Annotated in this window: 28 protein-coding genes; 19 read left to right on the forward strand and 9 right to left on the reverse strand. The window is 72.9% G+C overall.

Translation table 11 applies throughout. The annotated features are described in order from the left end of the window. Positions 1-7: 7 nt before the first annotated feature. Complete coding sequence (locus tag ACIA6A_RS19970) at positions 8-793, reverse strand: CDP-alcohol phosphatidyltransferase family protein (protein ID WP_396099197.1); 786 nt, start codon at positions 791-793, stop codon at positions 8-10. A gap of 96 nt (positions 794-889) precedes the next feature. Between ACIA6A_RS19970 and ACIA6A_RS19975 the strand changes: the two genes are divergently transcribed. From ACIA6A_RS19975 to ACIA6A_RS20010, 8 genes are read left to right on the forward strand one after another with little or no spacing between them, the layout of a single operon-like run. Next, positions 890-1,897: a dehydrogenase gene (locus ACIA6A_RS19975; RefSeq protein WP_396099198.1), complete on the forward strand. Its 1,008-nt coding sequence runs from the start codon at positions 890-892 to the stop codon at positions 1,895-1,897. Between the two features lie 2 nt (positions 1,898-1,899). Then, on the forward strand, positions 1,900-2,298 hold the full coding sequence (locus ACIA6A_RS19980; RefSeq protein WP_396099544.1) for a 6-pyruvoyl trahydropterin synthase family protein: 399 nt from the start codon (positions 1,900-1,902) through the stop codon (positions 2,296-2,298). Next, positions 2,295-3,329, forward strand: coding sequence for a glycosyltransferase family 4 protein (locus ACIA6A_RS19985; RefSeq protein WP_396099199.1), 1,035 nt, complete (start codon positions 2,295-2,297; stop codon positions 3,327-3,329). The genes ACIA6A_RS19980 and ACIA6A_RS19985 overlap by 4 nt, the downstream gene beginning before the upstream one ends. After that, positions 3,326-4,138 (forward strand): class I SAM-dependent methyltransferase, encoded by an 813-nt coding sequence (locus tag ACIA6A_RS19990; RefSeq protein WP_396099200.1) that lies wholly within the window; start codon positions 3,326-3,328, stop codon positions 4,136-4,138. The genes ACIA6A_RS19985 and ACIA6A_RS19990 overlap by 4 nt, the downstream gene beginning before the upstream one ends. A 60-nt stretch (positions 4,139-4,198) precedes the next feature. Next, entirely contained in the window at positions 4,199-5,206 is a 1,008-nt protein-coding gene (locus tag ACIA6A_RS19995; protein ID WP_396099201.1) for a lysylphosphatidylglycerol synthase transmembrane domain-containing protein, read from the forward strand. Positions 5,207-5,243: 37 nt separating this feature from the next. Then, the gene (locus ACIA6A_RS20000) at positions 5,244-5,933 is read left to right on the forward strand and encodes a RibD family protein (RefSeq protein WP_396099202.1); all 690 of its coding nucleotides are present in this window, start codon (positions 5,244-5,246) and stop codon (positions 5,931-5,933) included. A 50-nt stretch (positions 5,934-5,983) separates the two neighbouring features. Continuing rightward, positions 5,984-6,634, forward strand: coding sequence for a GTP cyclohydrolase II (gene ribA, locus ACIA6A_RS20005; protein WP_396099203.1), 651 nt, complete (start codon positions 5,984-5,986; stop codon positions 6,632-6,634). Positions 6,635-6,648: 14 nt separating this feature from the next. Then, a complete protein-coding gene (locus ACIA6A_RS20010) occupies positions 6,649-8,607 on the forward strand; it encodes a SpoIIE family protein phosphatase (RefSeq protein ID WP_396099204.1) in 1,959 nt (652 codons plus the stop codon). On the opposite strand, the gene ACIA6A_RS20015 is transcribed toward ACIA6A_RS20010, so the two are convergent. The 3 genes from ACIA6A_RS20015 to ACIA6A_RS20025 all read right to left on the reverse strand — a co-directional run bounded on the left by ACIA6A_RS20015 (position 8,580) and on the right by ACIA6A_RS20025 (position 9,764). Continuing rightward, a complete protein-coding gene (locus tag ACIA6A_RS20015) occupies positions 8,580-8,969 on the reverse strand; it encodes an alpha/beta hydrolase (protein ID WP_396099205.1) in 390 nt (129 codons plus the stop codon). The genes ACIA6A_RS20010 and ACIA6A_RS20015 overlap by 28 nt on opposite strands. 178 nt (positions 8,970-9,147) lie before the next feature. Further along, entirely contained in the window at positions 9,148-9,411 is a 264-nt protein-coding gene (locus ACIA6A_RS20020; protein ID WP_396099206.1) for an alpha/beta fold hydrolase, read from the reverse strand. After that, positions 9,393-9,764 carry a hypothetical protein gene (locus ACIA6A_RS20025; RefSeq protein WP_396099207.1) on the reverse strand — a complete coding sequence of 124 codons (372 nt, stop codon included), beginning with the start codon at positions 9,762-9,764 and terminating at the stop codon, positions 9,393-9,395. Before ACIA6A_RS20025 ends, ACIA6A_RS20020 begins: the two co-directional genes overlap by 19 nt. Before the next feature lie 74 nt (positions 9,765-9,838). On the opposite strand from ACIA6A_RS20025, the gene ACIA6A_RS20030 reads away from it, so the two are divergent. The 4 genes from ACIA6A_RS20030 (at position 9,839) to ACIA6A_RS20045 (ending at position 13,491) form a co-directional block, all read left to right on the forward strand. Further along, entirely contained in the window at positions 9,839-10,441 is a 603-nt protein-coding gene (locus tag ACIA6A_RS20030) for a DsbA family protein (RefSeq protein WP_396099208.1), read from the forward strand. 117 nt (positions 10,442-10,558) lie between these two features. Then, positions 10,559-11,029, forward strand: coding sequence for a 2'-5' RNA ligase family protein (locus ACIA6A_RS20035; protein ID WP_396099209.1), 471 nt, complete (start codon positions 10,559-10,561; stop codon positions 11,027-11,029). Between the two features lie 58 nt (positions 11,030-11,087). Beyond that, positions 11,088-12,932 (forward strand): DNA helicase RecQ, encoded by a 1,845-nt coding sequence (recQ, locus tag ACIA6A_RS20040; RefSeq protein ID WP_396099210.1) that lies wholly within the window; start codon positions 11,088-11,090, stop codon positions 12,930-12,932. A gap of 25 nt (positions 12,933-12,957) precedes the next feature. Further along, entirely contained in the window at positions 12,958-13,491 is a 534-nt protein-coding gene (locus tag ACIA6A_RS20045) for a hypothetical protein (RefSeq protein WP_396099211.1), read from the forward strand. On the opposite strand, the gene ACIA6A_RS20050 is transcribed toward ACIA6A_RS20045, so the two are convergent. Next, positions 13,486-14,055 (reverse strand): TetR/AcrR family transcriptional regulator, encoded by a 570-nt coding sequence (locus ACIA6A_RS20050; protein ID WP_396099212.1) that lies wholly within the window; start codon positions 14,053-14,055, stop codon positions 13,486-13,488. The two genes, ACIA6A_RS20045 and ACIA6A_RS20050, sit on opposite strands and share 6 nt — an antisense overlap. An 83-nt stretch (positions 14,056-14,138) precedes the next feature. On the opposite strand from ACIA6A_RS20050, the gene ACIA6A_RS20055 reads away from it, so the two are divergent. Then, the gene (locus ACIA6A_RS20055) at positions 14,139-15,080 is read left to right on the forward strand and encodes a ketopantoate reductase family protein (RefSeq protein ID WP_396099214.1); all 942 of its coding nucleotides are present in this window, start codon (positions 14,139-14,141) and stop codon (positions 15,078-15,080) included. A 9-nt stretch (positions 15,081-15,089) separates the two neighbouring features. Then, positions 15,090-15,338 (forward strand): hypothetical protein, encoded by a 249-nt coding sequence (locus ACIA6A_RS20060; RefSeq protein WP_396099215.1) that lies wholly within the window; start codon positions 15,090-15,092, stop codon positions 15,336-15,338. Here ACIA6A_RS20060 and ACIA6A_RS20065 read toward each other — a convergent pair. Next, a complete protein-coding gene (locus ACIA6A_RS20065) occupies positions 15,323-16,273 on the reverse strand; it encodes a helix-turn-helix transcriptional regulator (RefSeq protein ID WP_396099216.1) in 951 nt (316 codons plus the stop codon). The two genes, ACIA6A_RS20060 and ACIA6A_RS20065, sit on opposite strands and share 16 nt — an antisense overlap. A 52-nt stretch (positions 16,274-16,325) precedes the next feature. Between ACIA6A_RS20065 and ACIA6A_RS20070 the strand changes: the two genes are divergently transcribed. The 4 genes from ACIA6A_RS20070 to ACIA6A_RS20085 all read left to right on the forward strand — a co-directional run bounded on the left by ACIA6A_RS20070 (position 16,326) and on the right by ACIA6A_RS20085 (position 19,994). Further along, the gene (locus ACIA6A_RS20070; RefSeq protein ID WP_396099217.1) at positions 16,326-17,003 is read left to right on the forward strand and encodes an alpha/beta fold hydrolase; all 678 of its coding nucleotides are present in this window, start codon (positions 16,326-16,328) and stop codon (positions 17,001-17,003) included. 62 nt (positions 17,004-17,065) lie between these two features. Further along, positions 17,066-17,926 carry an NAD-dependent epimerase/dehydratase family protein gene (locus ACIA6A_RS20075; protein ID WP_396099218.1) on the forward strand — a complete coding sequence of 287 codons (861 nt, stop codon included), beginning with the start codon at positions 17,066-17,068 and terminating at the stop codon, positions 17,924-17,926. A 33-nt stretch (positions 17,927-17,959) separates the two neighbouring features. Next, positions 17,960-19,189 carry an EAL and HDOD domain-containing protein gene (locus ACIA6A_RS20080; RefSeq protein WP_396099545.1) on the forward strand — a complete coding sequence of 410 codons (1,230 nt, stop codon included), beginning with the start codon at positions 17,960-17,962 and terminating at the stop codon, positions 19,187-19,189. Positions 19,190-19,199: 10 nt separating this feature from the next. Then, entirely contained in the window at positions 19,200-19,994 is a 795-nt protein-coding gene (locus ACIA6A_RS20085) for a glutathione S-transferase C-terminal domain-containing protein (protein WP_396099219.1), read from the forward strand. 25 nt (positions 19,995-20,019) lie between these two features. On the opposite strand, the gene ACIA6A_RS20090 is transcribed toward ACIA6A_RS20085, so the two are convergent. Both ACIA6A_RS20090 and ACIA6A_RS20095 read right to left on the reverse strand, forming a co-directional pair. Further along, positions 20,020-20,745 carry a TMEM175 family protein gene (locus ACIA6A_RS20090; RefSeq protein ID WP_396099220.1) on the reverse strand — a complete coding sequence of 242 codons (726 nt, stop codon included), beginning with the start codon at positions 20,743-20,745 and terminating at the stop codon, positions 20,020-20,022. Between the two features lie 106 nt (positions 20,746-20,851). Further along, positions 20,852-21,865: a 3-oxoacyl-ACP synthase III family protein gene (locus ACIA6A_RS20095; RefSeq protein ID WP_396099222.1), complete on the reverse strand. Its 1,014-nt coding sequence runs from the start codon at positions 21,863-21,865 to the stop codon at positions 20,852-20,854. 94 nt (positions 21,866-21,959) lie between these two features. Between ACIA6A_RS20095 and ACIA6A_RS20100 the strand changes: the two genes are divergently transcribed. Beyond that, on the forward strand, positions 21,960-22,223 hold the full coding sequence (locus tag ACIA6A_RS20100) for a hypothetical protein (protein WP_396099223.1): 264 nt from the start codon (positions 21,960-21,962) through the stop codon (positions 22,221-22,223). 17 nt (positions 22,224-22,240) lie between these two features. Here the strand turns inward: ACIA6A_RS20100 and ACIA6A_RS20105 are convergent, their stop codons facing one another. Beyond that, on the reverse strand, positions 22,241-23,191 hold the full coding sequence (locus tag ACIA6A_RS20105) for a polysaccharide deacetylase family protein (RefSeq protein ID WP_396099224.1): 951 nt from the start codon (positions 23,189-23,191) through the stop codon (positions 22,241-22,243). Between the last annotated feature and the right edge of the window lie 4 nt (positions 23,192-23,195).

Here is a 23,195-nt window from a genome sequence, read left to right on the forward strand (position 1 = left end):
GCCGGGCTCAGACGTTGACGGAGGCCGGGCGGCGCCGGCGCGGGGCCGGGATGTGGCGGGCCGGGATGTGGCGGATCAGGGTGACGCGGGTGGTGCGGCGGGCCTCCTCGGCGACGCGCAGGCCGAGGATGTCATAGCCGAACGACCAGGTCAGCATCAGCAGGGCGACGGCGAGGGCGGCGTACGACAGCGCGGGCGGCAGCAGGTCCGCGGTCACCACGACCAGGACCACGCCCTGCACCGCGGCGACGACCTTGCGGGAGAACCGGGGCGGCAGCGCGCCGTTGAGCCACGGCGCGGCCCAGGACGCGGCGACGAACAGGTAGCGGAACGCGCCGATGGCGATCGGCCACCAGCCGTAGGTGCCGGCCACGAAGACGCTCAGCACGAGGACCAGGAACGAGTCGATCTCCATGTCGAAGCGGGCGCCGAGCGTGCTGGTGCTGCCCGTGCGGCGGGCGACCTGGCCGTCGACCCCGTCCAGGGCCAGGGCCACCGCGACGAGCGTGACCAGCACCGGCAGTGACACCGGCCGCGAGAACGACGTGACGACCAGCGCGGTGACGCCGCCGACCAGGACCGCGCGGCCCAGCGTGACGGTGTTGGCCGGGCCGAGCGCGCGCATCCCGGCGCGGTCCAGGCCGGCGCGCAGGACCAGGTAGAGCACGACGGCGTACGCGGTGCCGGCGAGCCAGCCGGCCGCGGTCACCCCGGTCGTGGCCGCCAGCACGGCGGTCAGGACGAGGTGGGCCATGAGCCCCGCGAGGGGCCCACGGGCCGGGCGTGCCGTCATGGAGCCGATACTCATTGTCACGTGCCTCCGGGGGCGCAAGATCGAATCGCGCGTATGGTTGCCGCTGTCCTCCACCAACACGTTGCCCCGGCACAGATGGTTCACCCGGGCGAGAAGGAGATCGTTGTGACGGCCCAGGCGTTCTGGATCGCGAAGCCCGGCGACGGTGAGATCCGGCCGGTGGAGGTGCCCGAACCGGGCCCCGGCGAGGTGCTCGTGCGGACCCTGCACTCCGGTGTCAGCCGGGGCACCGAGACGCTGGTCTTCCGCGGTGGCGTGCCGGCGAGCCAGCACGCCGCGATGCGCGCCCCGTTCCAGGAGGGCGACTTCCCGGCCCCGGTGAAGTACGGCTACCTGAACGTCGGCGTGGTCGAGCAGGGCCCCGCCGAGCTGGTCGGCAGGACCGTGTTCTGCCTCTACCCGCACCAGACGCACTATGTCGTGCCCGCCGAGGCGGTGACCGTGGTGCCGGAGAACGTACCGGCCCGCCGGGCGGTCCTGGCCGGGACGGTGGAGACCGCGCTCAACGCGCTGTGGGACGCCGCCCCGCTGATCGGCGACCGGATCACCGTGGTGGGCGCCGGGATGATCGGCGCCAGCGTCGCCGCGACCCTCGCCCGCTTCCCCGCCACCCGGGTGCAGCTCGTCGACGCCAACCCGGAACGGGCGCTGCTCGCCGCCCGGCTGGGGGTGGACTTCGCGCTGCCGCCGGACGCGGCCGGTGACCGCGACCTGGTCGTGCACGCCAGCGCGACCTCGGAGGGCCTGACCCGCTCCTTGGAGCTGCTGGCCACCGAGGGTACGGTCGTCGAGCTCAGCTGGTACGGCGACCGCCAGGTCAGCGTGCCGCTCGGCGAGTTCTTCCATTCCCGGCGGCTGGTCATCAAGAGCAGCCAGGTCGGCGGCATCGCCCCGGCGCGGCGCGACCGGCGCACGTACGCGGACCGCCTGGCCACCGCCCTGGACCTGCTCGAGGACCCGATCTTCGACGCGTTGCTGACCGGGGAGTCCGACTTCGCCGCGCTCCCGGCGGTCATGCCGCGGCTGACCAGCGGCGAGTTGCCGGCGCTGTGCCACCTGATCACCTACGAAACAGGAGAGTGAAATTGTTCAGCGTCACCGTCCGTGATCACATCATGGTTGCCCACAGCTTCCGGGGCGACGTGTTCGGTCCCGCCCAGAAGCTGCACGGCGCCACCTTCGTCGTGGACGCCACGTTCAAGCGGCCCCAGCTCGACGACGACAACATCGTCGTGGACATCGGCCTGGCGAGCCAGGAGCTGCACGCCATCTGCGGCGGCCTGAGCTACCAGAACCTCGACGACGACCCCGACTTCACCGGGATCAACACGTCGACCGAGTTCCTGGCCAAGGTCATCGCGGACCGGCTCGCGGACAAGGCCGCGACCGGCGGCCTGGGCGCCGGCGCGGGCGGGCTCACCGGGATCGCCGTGACGCTGCACGAGTCGCACATCGCGTGGGCGTCGTACGAGCGCGATCTGTGACAGCCGCACTCTGGGCGGTGCTGCCGGGCGGGATCGACGACCCGGCGGCACCGAGCGGCGGCAACACGTACGACCGGCGGGTCCTGACCGGGCTCGCCGCCACCCGTGAGGTGCACGAACGTGCGGTGACCGGGGCCTGGCCACAGCCGTCGGCCACGGACCGGGCCCGGCTGGGCGCCGAGCTGGCCGCGGTCCCGGACGGTGCGACGGTGCTGCTGGACGGCCTGGTCGCCTGCGCGGCGCCGGAGGTGATCGAGGCCCACGCGGCCCGGTTGCGCCCGGTCGTGCTGGTGCACCTGCCGCTCGGCGACGAGCCGGGCGCTCCCGCGGAACTGACCGCACGCGAGGGCCGGACCCTGCGCGCCGCGGCCCGCGTCGTGGCGACCAGCGCCGGCGCGGCCCGGCGGGTGGAGAACCTGCACGACCTGGCGCCGGGCAGCGTGCACGTGGCCCCGCCCGGTGTCGACCCAGCTCCGGAGGCACCCGGCAGCGAGGCCGGCAACCGGTTGCTGTGCGTGGCCGCGGTGACCCCGCGCAAGGCCCAGGACGTGCTGGTTGACGCGCTGCGTACGCTGAACGACCTGGACTGGGACTGCGTCTGCGCGGGCGCTCTCGACCGTGACCCGGGGTATGCGGACCGGGTCCGCCACGCCGGTGACCGGGTGCGCTTCGTGGGCACCCGCACCGGGGCGGCGCTGGCCGGGACGTACGCGACGGCGGACCTGCTGGTCCTGCCGTCGCTCGCGGAGACGTACGGGATGGTGGTCACCGAGGCCCTCGCCCGCGCGGTCCCCGTGCTGGGCACCCGGGTCGAGGGGGTTCCCGAGGCGCTCGGCGCGGCCCCGGACGGGACCGTGCCGGGAGCCCTGGTGCCGCCCGGCGACGTCCCCGCCCTGGCCGGTGCCCTGCGGCGCTGGCTGACCGACCCCGGCCTGCGCCGGCGGTGGCGGGCCGCGGCCCGGGACCGCCGCGCCACCCTGCGCGGCTGGGACGAGACGACACGACGACTGAGCGAGGTATTGCACGTATGACCGGAGAGTTCAGCACCGACTGGCTGCTGCTGCGTGAGCCCGCCGACGCGGTGGCCCGCTCGTCCGACCTGGTCGAGCTCGCCGCCGCCGGGCTCACCCGGCACGACGGCGTGACCGTGGTCCGCGATCTCGGCTGCGGTGCCGGTCAGCTGGGGCGCTGGCTCGCCCCGCGGCTGTCCGGCCCCCAGCACTGGATCCTGCAGGACCGCGATCCGGCGCTTCTCGCGTACGCGAAACAGCACCTGCCCACGACGGCGGCCGACGGCAGCCCGGTGACCGTGAGCACCGAGGACCTGGACGTGACCGCCCTGACCGCGGAGCACTTCGCGGGGGTGTCGCTGGTGACCTGCTCGGCCCTGCTCGACCTGTTCACCAGCGACGAGGTCGAGGCGCTGGCCGACCTCTGCGCCGGGTCCGGCACCCCGGCGCTGTTCACGCTGACCGTGGCCGGTGAGGTCACCCTGGACCCGCCGCACCCGCTCGACGAGCAGGTGACGGCCGCGTTCAACGACCACCAGCGGCGGCACACCGGCGACCGGTGGTTGCTCGGCCCGGAGGCGATCGGCGCCGCGGCGGAGTCGTTCGCGAAGGCCGGGGCGAGCGTCACCACCCGTCCGAGTCCCTGGGTTCTCGGCCCGGACGACCGTGACCTGATCGTGAACTGGCTGCGCGGCTGGGTCGCGGCCGCCGCCGAACAGCGCCCTGAGCTGCAGCTCGACGGCTATCTGGCGGCCCGGTCGGCGGCCGCCGGCGCGGGTGAGCTGCGGGTCGTGGTGGGTCACCAAGATCTTTACGCACAGAAAGACTGAACCGGACGCGCCTGCCGGGCCGTATTAGTCGCAGAACGGCTAACCGGAGGTGGCGGCACGATGAACCGATCGATCTGGGCGTGGGCACGGGTGCTCGGCGGGGTGGCGATCCTCGCCGTGCTGCTCTGGCGCCTGGGCACGGGGGCCTTCCTCGACGGCCTGCGGGTGATCGACGCGACCACCCTGGGTGCCGCGTTCACGATCGGCGTCGCCACCACGGTCCTCAGCGCCTGGCGCTGGTGCCTCGTCGCCCGCGGCCTCGGCCTGCGGCTGTCGATGCGGACCGCGGTCGGCGACTACTACAAGGCGCTGTTCATCAACGCGGCGCTGCCCGGCGGCGTCCTCGGTGACGTCGACCGGGCGGTGCGGCACGGCAAGCAGGGCGGCGACGTCGGCAAGAGCGTGCGCGCCGTCGTCCTCGAGCGCACGGCCGGTCAGGTCGTCCTCGTGACGGTGGGACTCGTGGTGCTGCTGACCGTACCCTCACCGGTCCTGTCGCAGCTGCGCACGCACGCACCGGTCGTCGCGATCGCCGCCGCGGCCGTCGTGGTGGCCGCGGCCCTGCTGGTCCTGGCCGTCGGCCGGTTGCGCAGCGGGGCGTCGCGCTGGGCCCGGGCCGCCCGGACCGCCGTCACCGAGATCCGCCAGGGGCTGCTGGCCCGCCGCAACTGGCCGGGCATCGCGCTCGCCTCCACCCTGGTGCTGGCCGGGCACCTCGCGACGTTCGTGGTCGCGGCCCGGGCGGCCGGCTCCGGCTCCCCGGTGCCGCAACTGGTCCCGCTCATGCTGCTCGCCCTGCTCGCGATGACCATCCCGGTCAGCATCGGCGGCTGGGGTCCCCGCGAGGGGGTCACCGCGTGGGCGTTCGGCGCCGCCGGCCTCAGCGCCGCCCAGGGCCTGACCATCGCCGTGGTCTACGGCCTGTTCGCGTTCGTCGCGGCGCTGCCCGGCCTGGTCGTGATCGTCACCCGCGCGCTCGGGCGCACCCGTGTCCCGTCCGTCGCCCCCGTCGTGGCGCGGGTCGCGCCGGTGCTCCCGGTCCGGGAACTGGTCGGCAGCAGTGCGTGAAGGTGCCGCCACGCTCAGCGCGGCCTATGGTGGGGCTGTGATCGATCGACCGTACGTCCTGCTGTCGTGCGGCATGTCCATCGACGGTTATGTCGACAGCCCGGGTGACGAGCGGTTGCTGCTGAGCAACGACGCCGACTTCGACCGGGTCGACGAGGTGCGCGCGACCTGCGACGCGATCCTCGTCGGGGCCGGCACGGTCCGGCAGGACAACCCCCGGCTGCTGATCCGCGACGAGGCCCGGCGCGCGTCCCGGGTGGCCCGCGGGCAACGGCCCGACCCCACCAAGGTCACCGTCACCAGCAGCTGCGACCTGGACCCCGCGGCCCGGTTCTTCGCCCTCGGCGACGCCGACAAGCTGGTGTACTGCGCCGGCCCGGCGCTGCCGTCCGCGCGCCGCCGGCTCGGTGACGTCGCCACCGTCGTCGACGGCGGCGACCCGGTCGATCTCACCCGGGTCACCACCGACCTGGCCGGGCGCGGCGTGCGGCGGCTGATGGTCGAGGGCGGCGGCAGCATGCACACCCAGTTCCTCACCGCCGGGCTCGCCGACGAGCTGCAGCTCGTGGTCGCGCCGTTCTTCGTCGGTGACTCCGCGGCACCCCGGTTCGTCGGCGACGGCCGGTTCCCGTGGGGCCCGCAGCGCCGCGCCGACCTGACCGAGGTGCGCCAGATCGGCGACGTGGTGCTGTTGCGTTACGCACTTTCCGACCGTTACAGGGACTGATCACGATGGTTACGGGTAGAACCGCCATCCGAGGCGAACATGGGGGGCCGATGACCGAGGCGATGGACTGCAAGGTGATCAGACCGGCCACGATCCGGACCCGGGTCACCGTCCCGATGCGGTTCGCCGACGGGTACGCGACCACCGCCCAGGTGTTCACGTTCGACGGCCTGGCCGACGGCAAGGAACACCTGGCGCTCGGTCTGGGCGACTGGGAGCACGCCGTCGACGCGGACGTGCCGCTGGTCCGCCCGCACAGCGAATGCCTCACCGGCGACGTGCTCGGCAGCCAGCGCTGCGACTGCGGGCCCCAGCTGCGCGAGGCCGCCGAACGGATCACCGGCGCCGGTGGATTGCTGCTGTACCTGCGCCAGGAGGGCCGCGGCATCGGGCTGTACGCGAAACTCGACGCGTACGCGCTGCAGGAGGCCGGCCTCGACACCTACGAGGCCAACCGGGCGCTCGGGCGTGGCGACGACGAGCGCGACTACGCCGCGGCGGCCCAGATGCTGCTCGCGCTCGGCGCGGAGAAGATCCGGCTGCTGAGCAACAACCCGGACAAAGCCGGTCAGCTGCGGGCGTACGGCATCGAGGTCAAGGAACGTATCCCGACCGGGGTGCACCTGTCCCCGGCCAACCACCGGTACCTGGCGACGAAGGCGACGCACACCGCGCACACCCTCGATCTGCCGGGTCTCTGAGCAGCGGTGGCACCATGTCGGGTGTGACGGACCCGGACATCGTCGCATCCGCCGCGGACCAGATGCCGTTCATCGTCATCGTCTGCGAGGGCGCCGACCTGCGGCTCGTCCACGTCAACGCGGCCACCCGGGCGCTGGTCGACGGCCGGGAGACGCTCGGCCGCACGCTGGCCGACGTCTTCGCCGACGTCAGCGGCCAGCAGTGGATCGAGATGTACGCGGGGGTCTACCGCTCCGGTGTCCCGGTCACGGGCGCCGAGTGGCGGGCCACCCTGACCCGGCCGGACGGCGGGATCCACGAGGTCTTCGCCAACTTCTCCATCACCCCGTGGCGCCACGACGACGGGACGATCCGCGGGGTGATCGGCGCCGGGTTCGACGTCACCGAGATGGTCCGGGCCCGGGCCACCGCCGAGCGGCAGACCGCCCAGCTGCGCGAACGCTACGAGCAGACCCGCGACGTGGTCACCGCGCTGCAGAGCGAGCTGCTCCCCCGCGGTGTGCCGGTGCTGCCCGGCCTGCAGATCGCCGCGAGCTACCTGCTCGCCGACGCCGACCGGGCCGCCGGCGGGGACTGGTACGACGCGATCGTGCGCCCCGACGGCACCGTCGCGCTCGTGGTCGGCGACGTGGTCGGGCACGGCGTCACCGCGTCCGGGGTGATGGGCCAGCTCCGCGCGGTGCTCGACGACCGCCTCTCCTGCGGCGCCACGATCGCCGAGTCGCTGGCCGCCGCCGACCGGTTCGCCCGGCGCCTGCCGGCCGCGCACGCCACCACCGTCGGCGTCGTCGTGCTGGACCGGGTCGCGGGCACGCTCGCCTACTGCACCGCCGGGCATCCCCCGCCGCTGGTCGTGGACGCCGGCGGGACGACCCGGTACCTCCCCGGCACCGGCGGCACCCCGCTGGGCACCGGCGGCGAGTTCCCGGTGCGCCACGACCGGCTCGGCGACGGCGACCTGCTGCTGCTCTACAGCGACGGCATCGTCGAACGCCCCGGGCGCACCCTCGAGCAGGGCCGCGCCGACCTGGCCCGGGTCGCCGCGACCGCCGCGACCGGGCAGGCCCTGCACGCCCCCGGCGACACCGCCGCCGGGCGGGTCTGCGGGCAGACCGTCGAGCTGCTGGTCCGCGCGACCGGGCACACCGACGACATCACCCTGCTGGCCGCCCAGCGCGTCCCCGCCACCGCGGACCTCGACCTGGCCCTGCCCGCGGAACTCGGGTCGCTGCGGGCGTCCCGGGTGGCGCTCGCCGGCTGGCTCAGCGCCGCCGGGGCCACGCCGCAGGACGCGTTCGCGCTCCAGCACGCGCTGGGCGAGCTGGTCACGAACGCGATCGAGCACGGCTTCGACGGCGAGTTCGGCCGGGACACGATCGCGCTGCACGTGCGCCTGTCGGGCGCCGGGGAGGTCGAGGCGACGGTCACCGACCACGGCACCTGGCGCGAACCGGCCCGCGAGTCGCACCGCGGCCGGGGCCTGGCGCTGACCGCTCAGCTCATCGGCAGCCTCACCATGGCGCCCGGCACGAACGGCACGGTCGCCACCGTGCGGCACGCCCTGCTGCGCCCGGCCGGCACCCCGGCGCCCGGTGACCCCGCCGGGCCTCCCGACCCCGGCGATCCCCTGCTGGTGACCGCCGACGGGCCGGACGCCGTACGTGTGTCCGGCGCCGTCGACACCGGGTCCGCCGCCCACCTGCAGCAGGACCTGCTGCGCCGCGGCCGGGGCGGCAACCTGCCGCTGACCGTCGACCTCACCGGCGTCACCCACCTGGCCAGTGCCGGGGTGTCGGCGCTGCACCACGTCGCCGGCCAGCACCGGCAGCAGGGTGCCGCGCTCGACCTCACCGCCGCGGCCGGCAGCCCGGCGCAGCTGGTGCTGGCCATGGTGGCGCTGCCGTACCGGATCACGCAGGCCGGGGTCGGTCAGGCCGGGGTCGGTCAGGCCGGGCAGACCGTCCCGCGCTGAGGGACCACCAGATCGATCAGGTACGCGTCCCGGGCCGCCCGCATGCACGGCGTGGCACCGGCCGACCCGTGGCCCGCGCCGCCGTAGGTGAGCAGCACCCCGGAACGGCCCAGCTGCGCCGCGACCGACAGCGCCCAGTTGTAGCCGGTGGCCGGGTCGTGCCGCGAGTTGACCTGCAGGACCGGGGTGCGCAGGTGCACGTCCAGCCGGTGCGGCGGGTTCGCCACCGGCCGCGGCCAGCCCAGGCAGTACCCGATCGCCAGGACCCCGGCGGAATACCGCAGGTCGCGCGTCCGCGTGCGGTCCAGCAGACGACGGTACGTGTCGTAGTCGCGCACCGGCAGTGCCTGGTCGTTGCACATCACCGGGATCGTCGGGGTGGGGACGTGCACCGTGCCCTGCGGGTTGTTGATCCACCGCGCCAGTTGCGGGTAGTCGGGACGGTAGAGCAGGTAGTGGGCGGTGGCGGTCAGCTCCCACGCGTCCCCGGTCGCCGTCAGCGCGGCCCACGCGGCCCGGATGTCCGGCCCGCAGATCTGCTCATTTGCCGTCGCACCACGCGACGAACGCGTCGAAGGAGTCCTGCAGCGCCCACGCCTGGGTGCGCAGGAACCCGCGGGTGTCCAGGCTGTGGTCGAACGCGCTCTCCAGCACCATCGCCCGTACGCGGTGCGGGTAGCGCTCGGCGTACTGCGCACCGACGAGCGCGCCGTAGGTGTCCCGGCAGTCCCGCCACGCCGCCCGGTTCTGCGCGATCCGTTCCTCGAACGCGGCGGCGTCGCTGATCACCGGGGTCTGCGGCACCGCGCAGGGCATCGGGTGGCTCTCGCCACCCCGCGCGGGTCGTAGCTGACGATGTCGAAGCGGCGGATCTGCTCGTCGCTGAACCGGCTGAGCTGCTTGGCCGCCCGCAGGCCGGGGTCGCCCGGGCCACCCGTACCGAAGATCAGGGTGCCGATCCGGTGTTCCTGGTCCGTCGCGGCGTGCCGGGCGATCCGGAAGCCGAACGTCTCCCCGCCCGGGTCGTCCCAGTCGACCGGCAGCCGCAGGGTGGCGCACTCGGTGCCGGTCTCGGGCGCGCAGATCTCCCAGGTCAGGGGTGCGGACGGCACGACCAGAGCGGAAGCGGCCACCAGCACGAGGGTCATCATCGTCATCGCTCGATGCTCGCCGACCGTGACGTACGCCGTAATCGGTGACGACCCCTAAGGACGAGGAATAGGGTCGAGCCATGACGACTGTCGACTTCTACTTCGATCCGGCGTGCCCGTTCGCCTGGATCACCTCCCGATGGATCCTCGAGGTCGAGAAGCAGCGCGAGATCGACGTGCGCTGGCACGTGATGAGCCTCTACGTCCTCAACGAGAACCGTGACCTGCCCGAGGCGTACCGCGAGCTGATCGACAGGTCGCTCGGTACCGTCCGGGTCATCACCGCGGCCTGGCAGCAGCACGGCGACCAGGTCCTCCTGCCGCTGTACACCGCGCTCGGCACCCGCATCCACAACCAGGGCCGCAAGCAGGACATCGACCAGGTGATCGCCGAGTCGCTGGCCGAGGCGGGCCTGCCGGCCGAGCTGGCCCAGGCGGCGCTCACCGACGAGTACGACGCCGCCCTGCGCAAGAGCCACCACGAGGGCATGGACCCGGTCGGCCCGGACGTCGGCACGCCCACGATCCACATCGACGGCGTCGCGTTCTTCGGCCCGGTGCTCAACAGCATCCCCCGGGGCGAGCAGGCGGTGCGGGTCTTCGACGGCGCGGTGGCGCTGGCCGGATTCCCGGACTTCTTCGAGCTCAAGCGCACCCGTACGGGCAGCCTGAACTTCGACTGACCGCAGCCGTGGGCCGCACCGGCCGGTGCGGCCCCGACGGTGCCCCGAGCCTGGACCGGGCGCGGATCGCGTACGTCCGGAAGGGCCGGGGCCGGGCACTGCGGCATGATCGGTGCGGTGCGGACCGTTGAACTGCTGCTGGACACGCGACTCGAGGCTGTCGTACGCGATCTCTGGCGCCGCCTGCGCGACGCCGGCCTGCCGAGCCTGGCCACCCACCCGCATCCGACGAACCGGCCCCACCTGACGCTGCTCACCGCCACGTCCCTGGCCGGGCTGCCGGCGCCGCTCCTGCCGCTCGCCGCGGAGCTCGGGCCGGTGCGGATGCTCGGCCGGGCCCTGATCCTCGGCGTGCAGCCGACCGATGTGCTGCGGAGCATGCACGCCCGGACGTGGTCGGCCCTGTCCGGCATGCAGCCGTGGCCTTCGCCCGAACAGTGGGTGCCGCACGTGAGCCTGGCCCTCAAGGTCCCTGCGGACCGGCAGGCGCAAGCCCTCGACCTGCTCTCGGCCGTTCCCGTGGAGCACGGGCACTTCGTCTCGGCACGCAGTTACGACACGGCGACACGGACCACCGTCGATCTGTGACGATGGGGTTGTCCACAGGGTGCGACGGGGGCCGGGCGGGAGTCACTAAACTCGCGGGGTGACTTCCGCTCCCCCGCTCAGCGGTCCCGCGTTCGAGGTGCTCAACCGTGTCTTCGGCTATGCCGACTTCCGGGGTGAGCAGCGCGACATCATCGAGCACGTCATCGACGGCGGTGACGCGCTGGTGCTGATGCCGACCGGTGGCGGCAAGTCGCTGTGCTACCAGATCCCGTCGCTGGTCCGGCCCGGTGTCGGGGTGGTGATCTCGCCGCTGATCGCGCTCATGCAGGACCAGGTCGACGCCCTGCGCCAGCTGGGCGTCAAGGCCGGCTTCCTCAACTCGACGCAGGACGCCGCCGAGCGCCGGCTCACCGAGCAGCAGTTCGTGGCCGGGGAGCTCGACCTGCTCTACGTCGCCCCGGAAGGCCTCGGTGTCGCGTCCACCCAGCGGCTGCTCGACCGGGGCAAGATCGCGCTGTTCGCCATCGACGAGGCGCATTGTGTGTCGCAGTGGGGCCACGACTTCCGGCCCGACTACCTCAACCTGTCGATGCTGCACGAGCGCTGGCCGGACGTGCCCCGCATCGCGTTGACCGCCACCGCGACCAGCGCCACCCGCGAGGAGATCGCCACCCGCCTCGACCTGGTCGGCGCCAGGCACTATACGGCCAGCTTCGACCGGCCCAACATCCAGTACCGGATCGCCGCCAAGCAGGAGCCCAGGCGCCAGCTGCTCGACCTGCTGCGCACCGAGCACCCCGGTCAGGCCGGCATCGTCTACTGCCTGTCGCGGGCCTCGGTCGACAAGACCGCCGACTTCCTGGTGCAGAACGGCGTCGCCGCCCTGCCGTACCACGCCGGGCTCGACGCCCGGGTCCGCGCCGCCAACCAGAGCCGGTTCCTGCGCGAGGACGGCCTGGTCATGGTGGCCACGATCGCGTTCGGCATGGGCATCGACAAGCCCGATGTCCGGTTCGTCGCCCACCTCGACCTGCCCAAGTCCGTCGAGGGCTACTACCAGGAGACCGGCCGGGCCGGGCGTGACGGGCAGCCGTCGACCGCCTGGCTCGCGTACGGCCTGCAGGACGTGGTCCAGCACCGCAAGATGATCGAGACGTCGGACGGCGACTTCGCCCACCGCCGCAACCTCGCCGCGCACCTCGACGCGATGCTGGCGCTGTGCGAGACGGTCCAGTGCCGCCGCTCCCAGCTGCTGGCCTATTTCGGTCAGCCGTCCGACGCGGCCTGCGGCAACTGCGACACCTGCCTCACCCCGCCGGAGTCCTGGGACGGCACGGTCGCCGCCCAGAAGCTGCTCTCCACGGTCCTGCGCCTGCAACGCGAGCGGGGCCAGAAGTTCGGCGCCGGCCAGTCCATCGACATCCTGCTCGGCAAGACCACCGAGAAGATCACCCAGTTCCGCCACCACGAGCTCTCGGTCTTCGGCATCGGCGACGACCTGCGCGAACAGGAATGGCGCGGGGTGGTCCGCCAGCTCCTGGCCCAGGGCCTGCTCGCGGTCGAGGGTGAGTACGGCACGCTGGCGCTGACCGACGACAGTGCCGCCGTGCTGCGCCGCGAACGCCAGGTCATGATGCGCCGCGAACCCGAGCGCACCAAGGCTCCCCGCGCCCGCAAACCCTCCGCGTCGTCCGCGGCCCCGGCCGTCGACCTCGACCCGGCCGCCACCGCGGTCTTCGAGCGCCTGCGCACCTGGCGGGCCGCGGCGGCCAAGGAGGCCGGCGTCCCGGCCTACGTCGTCTTCCACGACGCGACGCTGCGCCAGATCGCGGCGCTGCGCCCGGGGTCGCTGGCCGAGCTGGCCACGGTCAACGGCGTCGGCGAGAGCAAACTGGCCAAGTTCGGCCAGCAGGTCCTGGAGGCCCTCACCACCGAACCCTGACGCGCAGGTGCAGTACGGTTCGGCGGTGGGTGATCGCGGCAGGACCAGACAGCACCCGCCGAAGGCGAACGGGCCCCGGTTCCACGGGGACCCGGACCGCTTCCCGATCATGGCCGAGTTCATCGGCGAGCGTTTTGGCGCCTCGGTCGAGTACGTCGCCGACGTGGCGGGCGGTCAGGGAATGCTGGCGCGGGAGTTGCGGAAGCGGTTCAACTACCGGGTGGAGGTCGTCGATCCGCGAGGGTGGACGTTGAAGGGAGTTGAGTCACGCGCCGTCCCCTACGTCGCGGAGGACGCCTCCTACTACGATCTCGTGGTCGGGTTGCATCCCGACCAGGCGCTCCGCGAGGTCGTCCACTCCGCGACGGCCCGGGCGACCGTCATCGTCCCCTGCTGCAACTTCTGGCGGGACGACCGGAAACTCGGCCGGGACGCCCTGGCCGAGTCGATCGCGCAGTGGCTCGACCAGCACGACGTCCGGTACGAACGGGTCACGTTCCCGTTCCGGGGGCCGCAGAATCTGGGGTTCGTGACCACACCCCCGAACGCGGTCTCATGACGCGCGGCGGCGCAGGCCGTCGAGCACGAGGGTGACGGCACCGTCCGCGTCGGCCCGGGAGCCCGGCTGCTCACAGGTATTGCAGATGCCCTGAACGACCGTCATGACGGCGCCGGAGCCCACGTCGTCGCGGATGGTGCCCTCCTCGACGCCCGCGGCCAGCAGGTCGGCGATGGCCAGGTCCAGGTCCCGGCCGCCGTCGGCGAGGGTGTCCGAACGCCCGGCCATGAGGGTGGCGAGCGTGCGGGCCAGACCCTGGTGGGTGTGCAGATGATCCACGAAGCCGTGCAGGAAGGCGGCCAGCGCCTCCACCGCGGGCAGGGTGGCTCGTAGCTCGCGGGCCCGGACGCACAGCGCGGTGAGCTCTTCCCGGTAGACCGCCTCGGCCAGCGCCGCGCGGGTGGGGAAATGCCGGTACAGCGTGCCGGTGCCCACGCCGGCCAGCCGGGCGAAGTCGTCGAAACGCAGGTCGAAGCACCCGCTGGCGAACAGCTCACGAGCCTTGGCGAGCAGCGCGTCCCGGTTGCGCCGGGCGTCGGCACGCAACGGTTTGGCAGCGGTCACCCGGCGCCTCCTTTGACAAGTGGAGATCGTCTCCATATTTTGGAAGTGGAGACGATCTCCGATTCTAGGCCATGAGGGGCGACATGAAGATTCTGCTGGTCGGCCGGGGCGTCATCGCCGTGGCGTACGGGTGGGCGCTGGAGCGGGCCGGGCACGAGATCGAGTTCTACGTCCGTCCCGGCCGGGCCGCGACGTACGGACCGGCGGTCGACCTCGACCTGCTCGACGCCCGGCGCCGGTTGCGGGGCGAACGCGTCACCGGGCGATGGCCGGTGCGCTACCGCGAATCGCTGGAGCCGGACCACGACTTCGACCTGATCGTGGTGAGCGTGCAGCACTACGGTTTCGCCGAGGCTATGTCCTTGCTGGCGCCGCGCGTGGGCAACGCGACCGTGCTCGTGTTCAACAATCTGTGGGCCGAGCAGTCGGCCGCGGTCGAAGCCCTGCCCGCCGGCCAGGTCGCCTGGGGCTTCCCCGGCGCCGGGGGCGGCTTCGGCGACGACGGCGTGCTGCGGGCCGCCCTGCTGCCCATGGTCTTCCTCGGCACCCTCGGCGAGCCGCCGACCGAGCGCGAGCAAGCCGTGCGCACGGTGATGCGCGAGGCCGGGTTCAGAATCCGGGAGAACACCGACTTCCGGGGCTGGTTGACGATCCACTTCATCCAGAACGCGGGCCTGCACACGCAGAGCTTGAGACTGGGCTCCCTCGCCGAACTGGCCGGCAGACCACGCAACGTACGCGAGGCGATCCTGGCCACCCGCGAACTGCTGCCCCTCGCCGAGGCACGCGGCGTCGACCTACGGCGCCATCGCGGCGACCTGCTGCCGTTCCGAGCACCCGTCTGGCTGGCGGCGCCGGCACTCGCCTGGCTCTTCGGTCACTTCCCGCCGATGCGTACGGTGATGCAGGCGCACGCCAACCCCGAGGAACTGCGCGCGGTCTGCCGCGACACCCTGGCCGAAGCGCGCCGGCTGGGCGTGCCGGTGCCGCGGCTGGAGGCAGCCGAGTCGTACTTCGCCGCCTAGGATGGGCCGATGTTCGACACCAGGTGTCCCCGCTGCGGGGCGCGGGGCCGCGTCGCGGAGCCGGAGCGGGTGGCCGCGCTGTGCCATCTCTGCCGGGCCGCGGACGTGTGGCCGGTGCTGCCCGAGCGGACACGGCTGCTCGTGGACGGCGAGGTGGCCCGGGGTCACACGTTCCAGGCCATCCGCGCACTGTGGCAGGCGCACCCGTCCATGAGTCTGCAGCAGTGCACGGAGATCGTGACCTACCGGTCCCGGTGAGCGGTGAAACGGGCCACGACCGCGTCGACCGCGGCCTGCAGCTCCGGGCCCTGTTCGACGGTGAACGGGAACGGGACGGTCGCCAGCCACTCCTGGGCGTACATCGCGGGGTTGCGGGTGCTGCCGGTCAGCACGCAGCGGTCGCCGTCGGCCCCGAGCCGGCCCATCGGTGGGCGGATCCAGGGGGCGACCTCGGCGAGGGGGGCGTGGAAGGCCACCCGCACCGGATACTTCCAGCCGCTGCCGAGGTGCTCCTCGAGCACGGCCACCGGGTCGAGACCGGCCGGTGGGGTGAACGGGCGGCCGGTGCCGCGGACGGCCCGGATCCGGTCGACGCGGTAGCAGCGGATCGCGTCCGCGTGGTGCGAGTGGCACAGCAGATACCACCGGCCGTAGCGCACCACCACCGCCCACGGGTCGACCTCGGTGTCGGACTGCCGGCCGGACTCGCCGCGGTGGGTGATCGCGGCCACGCACCGGTCGGCGACCGCGCCGATCAGGGCACTCGTGACCGCCGGGTCGGGGCGGGCCGCGCGGGGGTCCGGGGCGGCCGTCGCGTACGCCCGCAGGGCCGCCGCCTGCCGGCCGATGCCCTCGGGGAGGGCTCTGATGACCGTGGTGAGGGCGGTGCCGACCAGGTCGTCGGCGTCGATCGCGGCCGGCTGCCCGTCGAGCACCGCCATGACCAGCCCGAGGGCCTGCTCCTCGGTGAAGACCACCGGTGGCAGGCGGGTGCCGCGGCCCAGCCGGTAGCCGCCGTACGGCCCGCGGGTGGACTCGACGGTGATGCCGGCCTCGCGCAGGATGCCGACGTAGCGGCGGGCGGCGCGTTCCGTCACGCCGAGGAGCTCCGCGAGCCGGCCGGCGGTGGTGCCGGGGCGGGCCTGGAGGATCTCGAGGGTGCGCAGGGCACGTGCGGTGGGACTCGTCGGCACGCCCGGAGAGTACCGGAAGCCGATCGTCCGGAACCGGTCCTAGGGTGAGGTCATGACTGCAGAACAGCTCGTCCTCGTCGGTGGCCTGTGGACCGACGCCCCGGTGTGGAGCGAGGTCGTGGCCGGCCTGGCGGAGCGGGGCCGGCAGGCCGTGCCGGTGACGCTGCCGGTAGGCGCCGGCGCCACGCTGAGCGATCAGGTGGACGCGGTGCTCGCCGCCGTGGACGCGGCCCCCGGCCGGTCGGTGGTGGTGGGGCACTCCGCCGCGTGCACGCTGGCGTGGCTGGCGGCCGACGCGCGGCCCGACCGGGTGGCCACGGTGGTGCTGATCGGTGGCTTCCCCCAGGCCGACGGCGCCGCGTACGCGGAGTTCTTCGCGATCGAGGACGGTTTCATGCCGTTCCCGGGCTGGGCGCCGTTCGACGGGCCCGACGCCGCCGACCTGGACGAGCCGGCCCGCCGGGCGTTCGAGGCCGCCGCGGTCCCGGTTCCCGAGGGGGTCGCCCGCGGCGTGGTGCGGCTGACGGACGAGCGCCGCTACGGCGTACCCGTCGTGCTGATCTGCCCGGAATTCACCCCGGCGCAGGCGCGCGAATGGCTCGACGCGGGCGAGCTCCCCGAACTGGCCCGGGCCGAGCACCTCGACCTGGTCGACATCGACTCCGGCCACTGGCCGATGCTGACCCGGCCCGCCGAACTGGCCGGCCTGCTGGCGGCGACGGGACGTTAAGTTTTGTGGCGAGGCGAACGTCACCACCCTGGTTGCGGCCGGTCCGGGTTAGCGTCGCCCTCATGAAGATCGCATTGACGGGCGGGTCGGGTTACATCGGTTCGGCGCTGGTGCCGGAGCTGGTCCGGGCCGGGCATCAGGTGACCGTGCTGGTGCGCAACGCGGACGCCGCGGTGAAGGCCGGGCGGCTCGGCGCGGTGGCCGCCGTCGGGGACCTGTTCAACCCCGGGTGGATGGCCGCCCGGTTCGCCGACGCGGACGCGGTCGCGCACCTCGCCGCGACCGGCGACCCCTCCACCCAGCAGCTGGACCGCGGCGTGGTGGAGGCCGCCAAACAGGCCGGCAAGCCGTACGTGCACACCAGCGGCATCTGGCTCTGGGGTGACAACGACGCCATCACCGAGGAGTCGCCGGTGCGGCCGCCCGCGCTGACCGAGTGGCGCATCCCGGTCGAGGAGACCGTGCTCACCTCCGGGCTGACCGTGACGGTCCTGGCCCCGGCGGTCGTCTACGGCCACGGCGGCGGCAGCGTCATCGAGAGTTTCACGCGCAGCCGCACCGCCGACGGCAAGCTGCCGCTGCCCGGGGACGGCTCGCAGCACTGGACCACCGTGCACGTCGACGACCTGGCGGTGCTGTACCGGATCGTGCTGGAGCGCGGCGAGGGCCTCGGCTACCTGATCGGCGCGTCCGGGGACAACCCGACCGTGGCGGAACTGGGCGCGGCCGTCGCCGGCGTGGGCGGGTTCGTGCCGGAGAGTGCCGACACGTCCCGGTTGCGGCTCGGCGGGGCGTTCGCCGACGCGCTCATGCTGGACCAGCAGGCAACCGGCGCGAAGGCGCGGTCGCTGGGCTGGACGCCCACCCGGCGCACCCTGATCGAGGAGCTGCAACCACAAGGCACCGGAAAAGCTTCAGACTGAGGGGGTACGGCCGATGTGTCAGGCGTGAACCCCATGGTGCCGCACCCGCCGCCCGGCACTCAGCTCGTGCACGTCGGCCGGCAGCCGATCTTCGACGAGACGGGCGACGTCGTCGCGTACGAGCTGCTGTTCCGTGGCAGCATGGACGCGGTCGAGGCGGGCCGGCGCGACACGTACGCGACCAGTCAGGTCATCGTGAACGCGTTCACCGAGTTCGGCATCGACGAGGTGGTCGGCGACCGGACCTGCTTCATCAACATGACCCGGGAGTTCCTGACCGGGGAGCTGGTGCTGCCGTTCGGCCCCGAGCACGTGGTGCTCGAGGTGCTCGAGACCGTGGAGGTCGACGAGGAGGTCGTCGCCGGGGTCGCCGCGCTCGTCGCGCAGGGCTACAAGATCGCGCTCGACGACTTCGTGTGGGGCTCGGGGCACGAGAAGCTGCTGCCCGTAGCGTCGTACGTGAAGCTCGATCTGCTCGGCGGGGACCTCACCCACCTGGACGAGATCGTCGAGGCCTGCCGCGCGTACCCGGACATCAAGATCGTGGCCGAGGGCCTGGAGACCGGCGAGCATCTCGCGCTCAGCAACAAGTACGGCTTCGAACTGCGCCAGGGGTACGTGCTGAGCCGCCCGCAGGTACTCACCGCGAACAGCCTGACCCCGTCGAAGCTGCGCCGCCTGGAACTGCTCGGCGCGCTGACCGCCCGGGAGGCGGACCTGGAGAAGGTACTCGAGATCATCGCCGGTGACCCGGCACTGACCATGCGCGTGCTGCGGGCCAGCAATTCGGCCGCCGTCGGCGCCACGAGCCGGGTGTCGTCCGTACGCCAGGCGGTGGTGATGCTGGGTCTGCCGCACATCCGGCAGTGGGCGATGCTGATGGTCGTCGACGACGTCGCGGAGGCGACCGAGGCGCAGATGGCCGACGCGCTGACCCGGGCCCGGCTGTGCCAGAACGTCGCGGCGGCGTTCGGCACCGCCCCGGACGCGGCGTTCATGGCCGGGCTGATCACCGCAGTGGCCCAGATGATCGGGATCACCCCGGCCTCGATGGCCCACCAGCTGCCGCTGACACCGGAGATCGAGGCGGCCCTCGAACGCGGCACCGGACCGCTCGGCCAGGTGCTGCGGATCGTCAACGCGTACGAGCGCGGCGACCTGCAGGAGGTGGCGGCAGCATACGCCGGGCAGGACCTCTCGGGCACCGTGATGGCCGCCATGAAATGGTCCACGATGGCGGTCGCGGCGACCCAGGGCGTCTAATCTTCGCACCATGACGACCGCTTCCCCCGTCGATGTGGCGACCCACGGCGAGTACCAGGCCGGCCGGCTCTTCACGGCCAACGGCCGGATCACCGAACCCGATCAGGGCCGCTACCACGTGTACGGGGCCTGGTTCTGCCCGTGGTACCAGCGGGTCGCGATCACCCGGGCCCTGGCCGGCCTCGTGGACGTCGTCAGCGTGTCCTACGTGGACGGCGAACGCGACGGCCGTGGCTGGGCGTTCCGCGGGGCGACCGGCCCGGACCCGGTCAACGGCTTCACCCTGCTGCGCCAGGCCTACGAGGCGTCCGAGCCCGGTTTCGACGGCCACGTCTCGGTCCCCGCGCTCTGGGACCGCAGCACGTCCCGGCTGGTCAGCAACGACGCGCGGACCATCGGCATCGACCTCGCGACCCGGTTCCAGGACGTGGCCACGCCGCTCGTGGCGACGTACCCGGCACCTCTGGCCGACAAGATCGAGGAGCTCGACCGCTGGCTGGCCCCGGCCGTGACCAGCCCTGACCGGGAGACCGTGCTGGAGACGTTCGAGCAGCTCGACGCGCGGCTGGCGCACTCGCGGTTCCTGCTCGGCGAGGACCTCACCGAGGCCGACATCCGGCTCTGGGTCCGCCTGGTGCGCTGGGACGTCGGCCCGAACGCCCGCCGCACGATCAACCCCGGCCTGCACGTGTACCCGCACCTGTGGTCGTACGCCCGGGCGTTGTACAAGATCCCGGCGTTCCGCGACACGACCGCGTTCGCGACGTTCACCGCCCCGGACGCGATCGTGCCGGACTGGTCGTGACCGCCCGGCTTGGTCCTGACCGCTCTCAGGGCCGCCGGTTGCGCCTGATCAGGCGGCGGACCACCGCGGTCAGCACCGGCACGGCGAACCACAGGTCGTAGGCGTACTGCTCGGTGACGAACGAGACCGGGACCGACAGCGCGAAGCCGAGCGCGAGAATGCCGGCACCGACGTAGGCGTTGGGGAACAGCTCCGGCGGGGTCCCGCGACGGTACAGGCCATGCGCCCGGATCTCCCGGACCAGCAGCAGGAAGAGCAGTCCGGCGAGCGCCTGCACCGTGGCGTACAGGCCGAAGCGGAACTGGAACGCGCCGTCGCCGCTGAGCACCTTGGCCGCGAACGGGGTGAGGATCTGCATCAGCAACCACAGCAGGTTGAGCAGCGACAGCCGCCCGCCGACCCGGTCGACGTGCCGGAACAGGCGGTGGTGGCTGGCCCAGTGCGCGCCGATCACCACGAAGCTGATCAGGAAGGAGAGATACTCGGCGCGGTCGGCCGACACCTCGTGCCACGCCTCGGCGTTCGTGAGCGCCGCCGGCACCGGCAGTTCGAGCGCCAGCAGCGTGATGGCGATGGCGACGACCGCGTCGGAGAAGAACGTGAGCCGCTCGGCCGCGACACCGTCGGCGATCCGGCGCTCCTCCGCGACGTCCTGCGCGTCGACGTCCCGCGCGTTGACATCCCGCCCCACGCCGTCCCGCGCCGTGCCGGTTGCGCGTTCCGCGGCCGGCGGGTTACCTGCATGATCCATGAACGCGGATCATAGCGACTGCGACCGATCTTCGCGGATCCGGTTGATCATGGACCTGCGGAACGCGCGTTCCGCCTCACCCACCGCGGATCGACGGTGCCGGCGACTATTTTCCGGCCGGTGGTCCGTACCAGCGCAGCAGTGCCGCGCCCACCGACATGCCGCCGCCGAAACCGGCGAGCAGGAGCAGCTCTCCGTCCTTGAACGCCCCCTCGCGGGCGGCGGCGTCCAGCGCGACCGCCGCCGAGGCGCTGCCGGTGTTGCCATAACGGTCCAGGACCAGGTGGGTACGCGCCGAGCTCAGCCCCGCCGCCTCCACCAGCTCCTGGATCATCACCCCGTTGGCCTGGTGCGGCACGAAATGGGTGACCTGCCCGGGCGTGATCCCGGCCCGCCCGAGCAGGTCAGCCAGCACCGGGGGCACGCCCGCGAGCACGAAGTCGCGCACGCCCCGGCCGTTCATCCGGAAGAAGTGGTCACCGTCCGCGACGGTCTGCTCCGACGCGGGCAGGCGGCTGCCACCGGCCTTGATGTGGATCAGGTCGTGCGCGTCGCCACGGGTGACCAGCTCGGTGTCGATCAGGCCGTACGGCTCGGGCACCGTGCCGAGCACCGCGGCACCGGCCCCGTCGCCGAACAGGATCGCCGTGCGGCGGTCGTCGAAGTCGAGCACCCGTGAGTAGATGTCGGCGGCCACCACGAGCACCACCGCGCCGGGGTTGACCGCGATCAGGCTCCGCGCGAGGGCCAGCCCGAACACGAAACCGGCGCAGACCACGTTGATGTCGAGGCAGGCGGCCCGGTGGGCGCCGAGCGCGTGCTGCACCAGCGACGAGGTCGGCGGCTGGGGCGAGTCCCCGGTCGAGGTGGACACGATCAGGTAGTCCAGCCGGTCCGCGGTGATCCCGGCGCTCTCCAGGGCCGCGCGGGCGGCATGGGTGGCGAGGTCGGAGGTCGCCTCGTCCGGGGCGGCGAAGCGCCGGGCCTCGATCAGGGTCTTCCGGGAGATCCACTCGGGGGTGGTGTCGGTCACCCGCTCCACGAGGGCCTCGTTCGTCACTTCGTGCTCGGGGACGTAGGAGCCCGTACCGAGGATGCCGGCGCGCGGTATCGACTGCATGACCGCTCAGATCGGCGCCGCGCGACCCGGGTTGAGGAGTCGCGACCGCGCGTCTCGGTAGGCGAGCCCGGCTCACTTAGCGATAATCGTCATTGTGACGAATTGGGAGTACGCACGCCTCGAATACCGCGCGGCCGGCACGTTCGGCTCGGACCGCTACATGGACTGGACCGCGACCTTCAACCACCCCGGCGGGGTCCTGCGCTGGGGCACCGACGAACGCTTCGACGACCTGCGGCACCTCAACCGGGCCGGGGCCGCGGGCTGGCAGGCCTACGACCGGGCCGCGATACACGTCGTGAACGAGCCGCACCGGCTGCACGGCGTCACGTACTCGATGCGCCGCCAGATCCCGTAACGGTCAGGCGGCAACGGTCAGGCGACGTAGTCCTCCAGCAGGGCCGGGGTCAGCCCGGCCTTGCGGATGGCCCGCAACGCGGCGAGGAAGTCGGCGGGGAACGCCTCGCGGAAGTGCATCAGGATGACGTCGCCGGGCTGGACCCGGTGCTCGCCCTGGTAACGCACCTTGCCCTTGTGAACGGTCTCCCGCCACATGAAGCCCGCTTTCAGGCCGCAGTCGTGGGCCGCGCGCAGCGTCGTCGCGTCCTTGTTGCCGTACGGCGGGCGGAACAGCACCGGGCGGCGGGTGAACCAGCCGGCCAGCTCGTCGGCGGAACCGCAGAGCTGGTGCTTCTGGGTCGCGTACGACGTGCCGCGCAGGTCGGGGTGGCTGATGGTGTGCGCCTCGACCACCGCGCCGGCGTCGATCAGCGGCCGGAAGTAGTCAGGGTCCTCGCGTACGGCGTCGGCGGTGAGGAACAGCGTCACCGGCACGTGGGCGGCGGCGAGCAGGGCCGGGGCCTCCGGATGCTTGAGGTAGCCGTCGTCGATGGTGATGAAGGCGACCTTCTGCGCGGTCGGCACCCGGGACAGGTACGGCGCCGAGCCGTCGGTGCCGGGCAGGATGACGCGTTCCGGCACGGGGGCGGGGGCGAAGACCGGGATGTCGGCCTCGGACCAGCCGTGGTGGGCTTTCGGCCCACCGGCACCCGCGACCGCCGACGGCGCGATCCCCGGCCCGGCCGGCCCGCTAGACGTGGCCGGCCCGCTCGACGTGGCCGGCCCGGACGAGGAGGCCGGCCCGGACGAGGCAGTCGAGGAGATGGCCGTGGGCGGGATGCTGGGCTCGGCGAGACCGCCCACCGGACCCGCCGCGCAGCCGGCCAGCAGCGCCGTCCCGGCCAGCAGCGCCGCCGCGGACCGCAGCGCCATCATGGACCGCAGCGCCATCGTGGACCGGGTGGCCGGACATCGCAAGATCGACATGAGG

It is taken from the genome of Actinoplanes sp. NPDC051494 (genome assembly GCF_044454705.1).
In the GTDB taxonomy this organism is placed as follows: Bacteria; Actinomycetota; Actinomycetes; order Mycobacteriales; family Micromonosporaceae; genus Actinoplanes.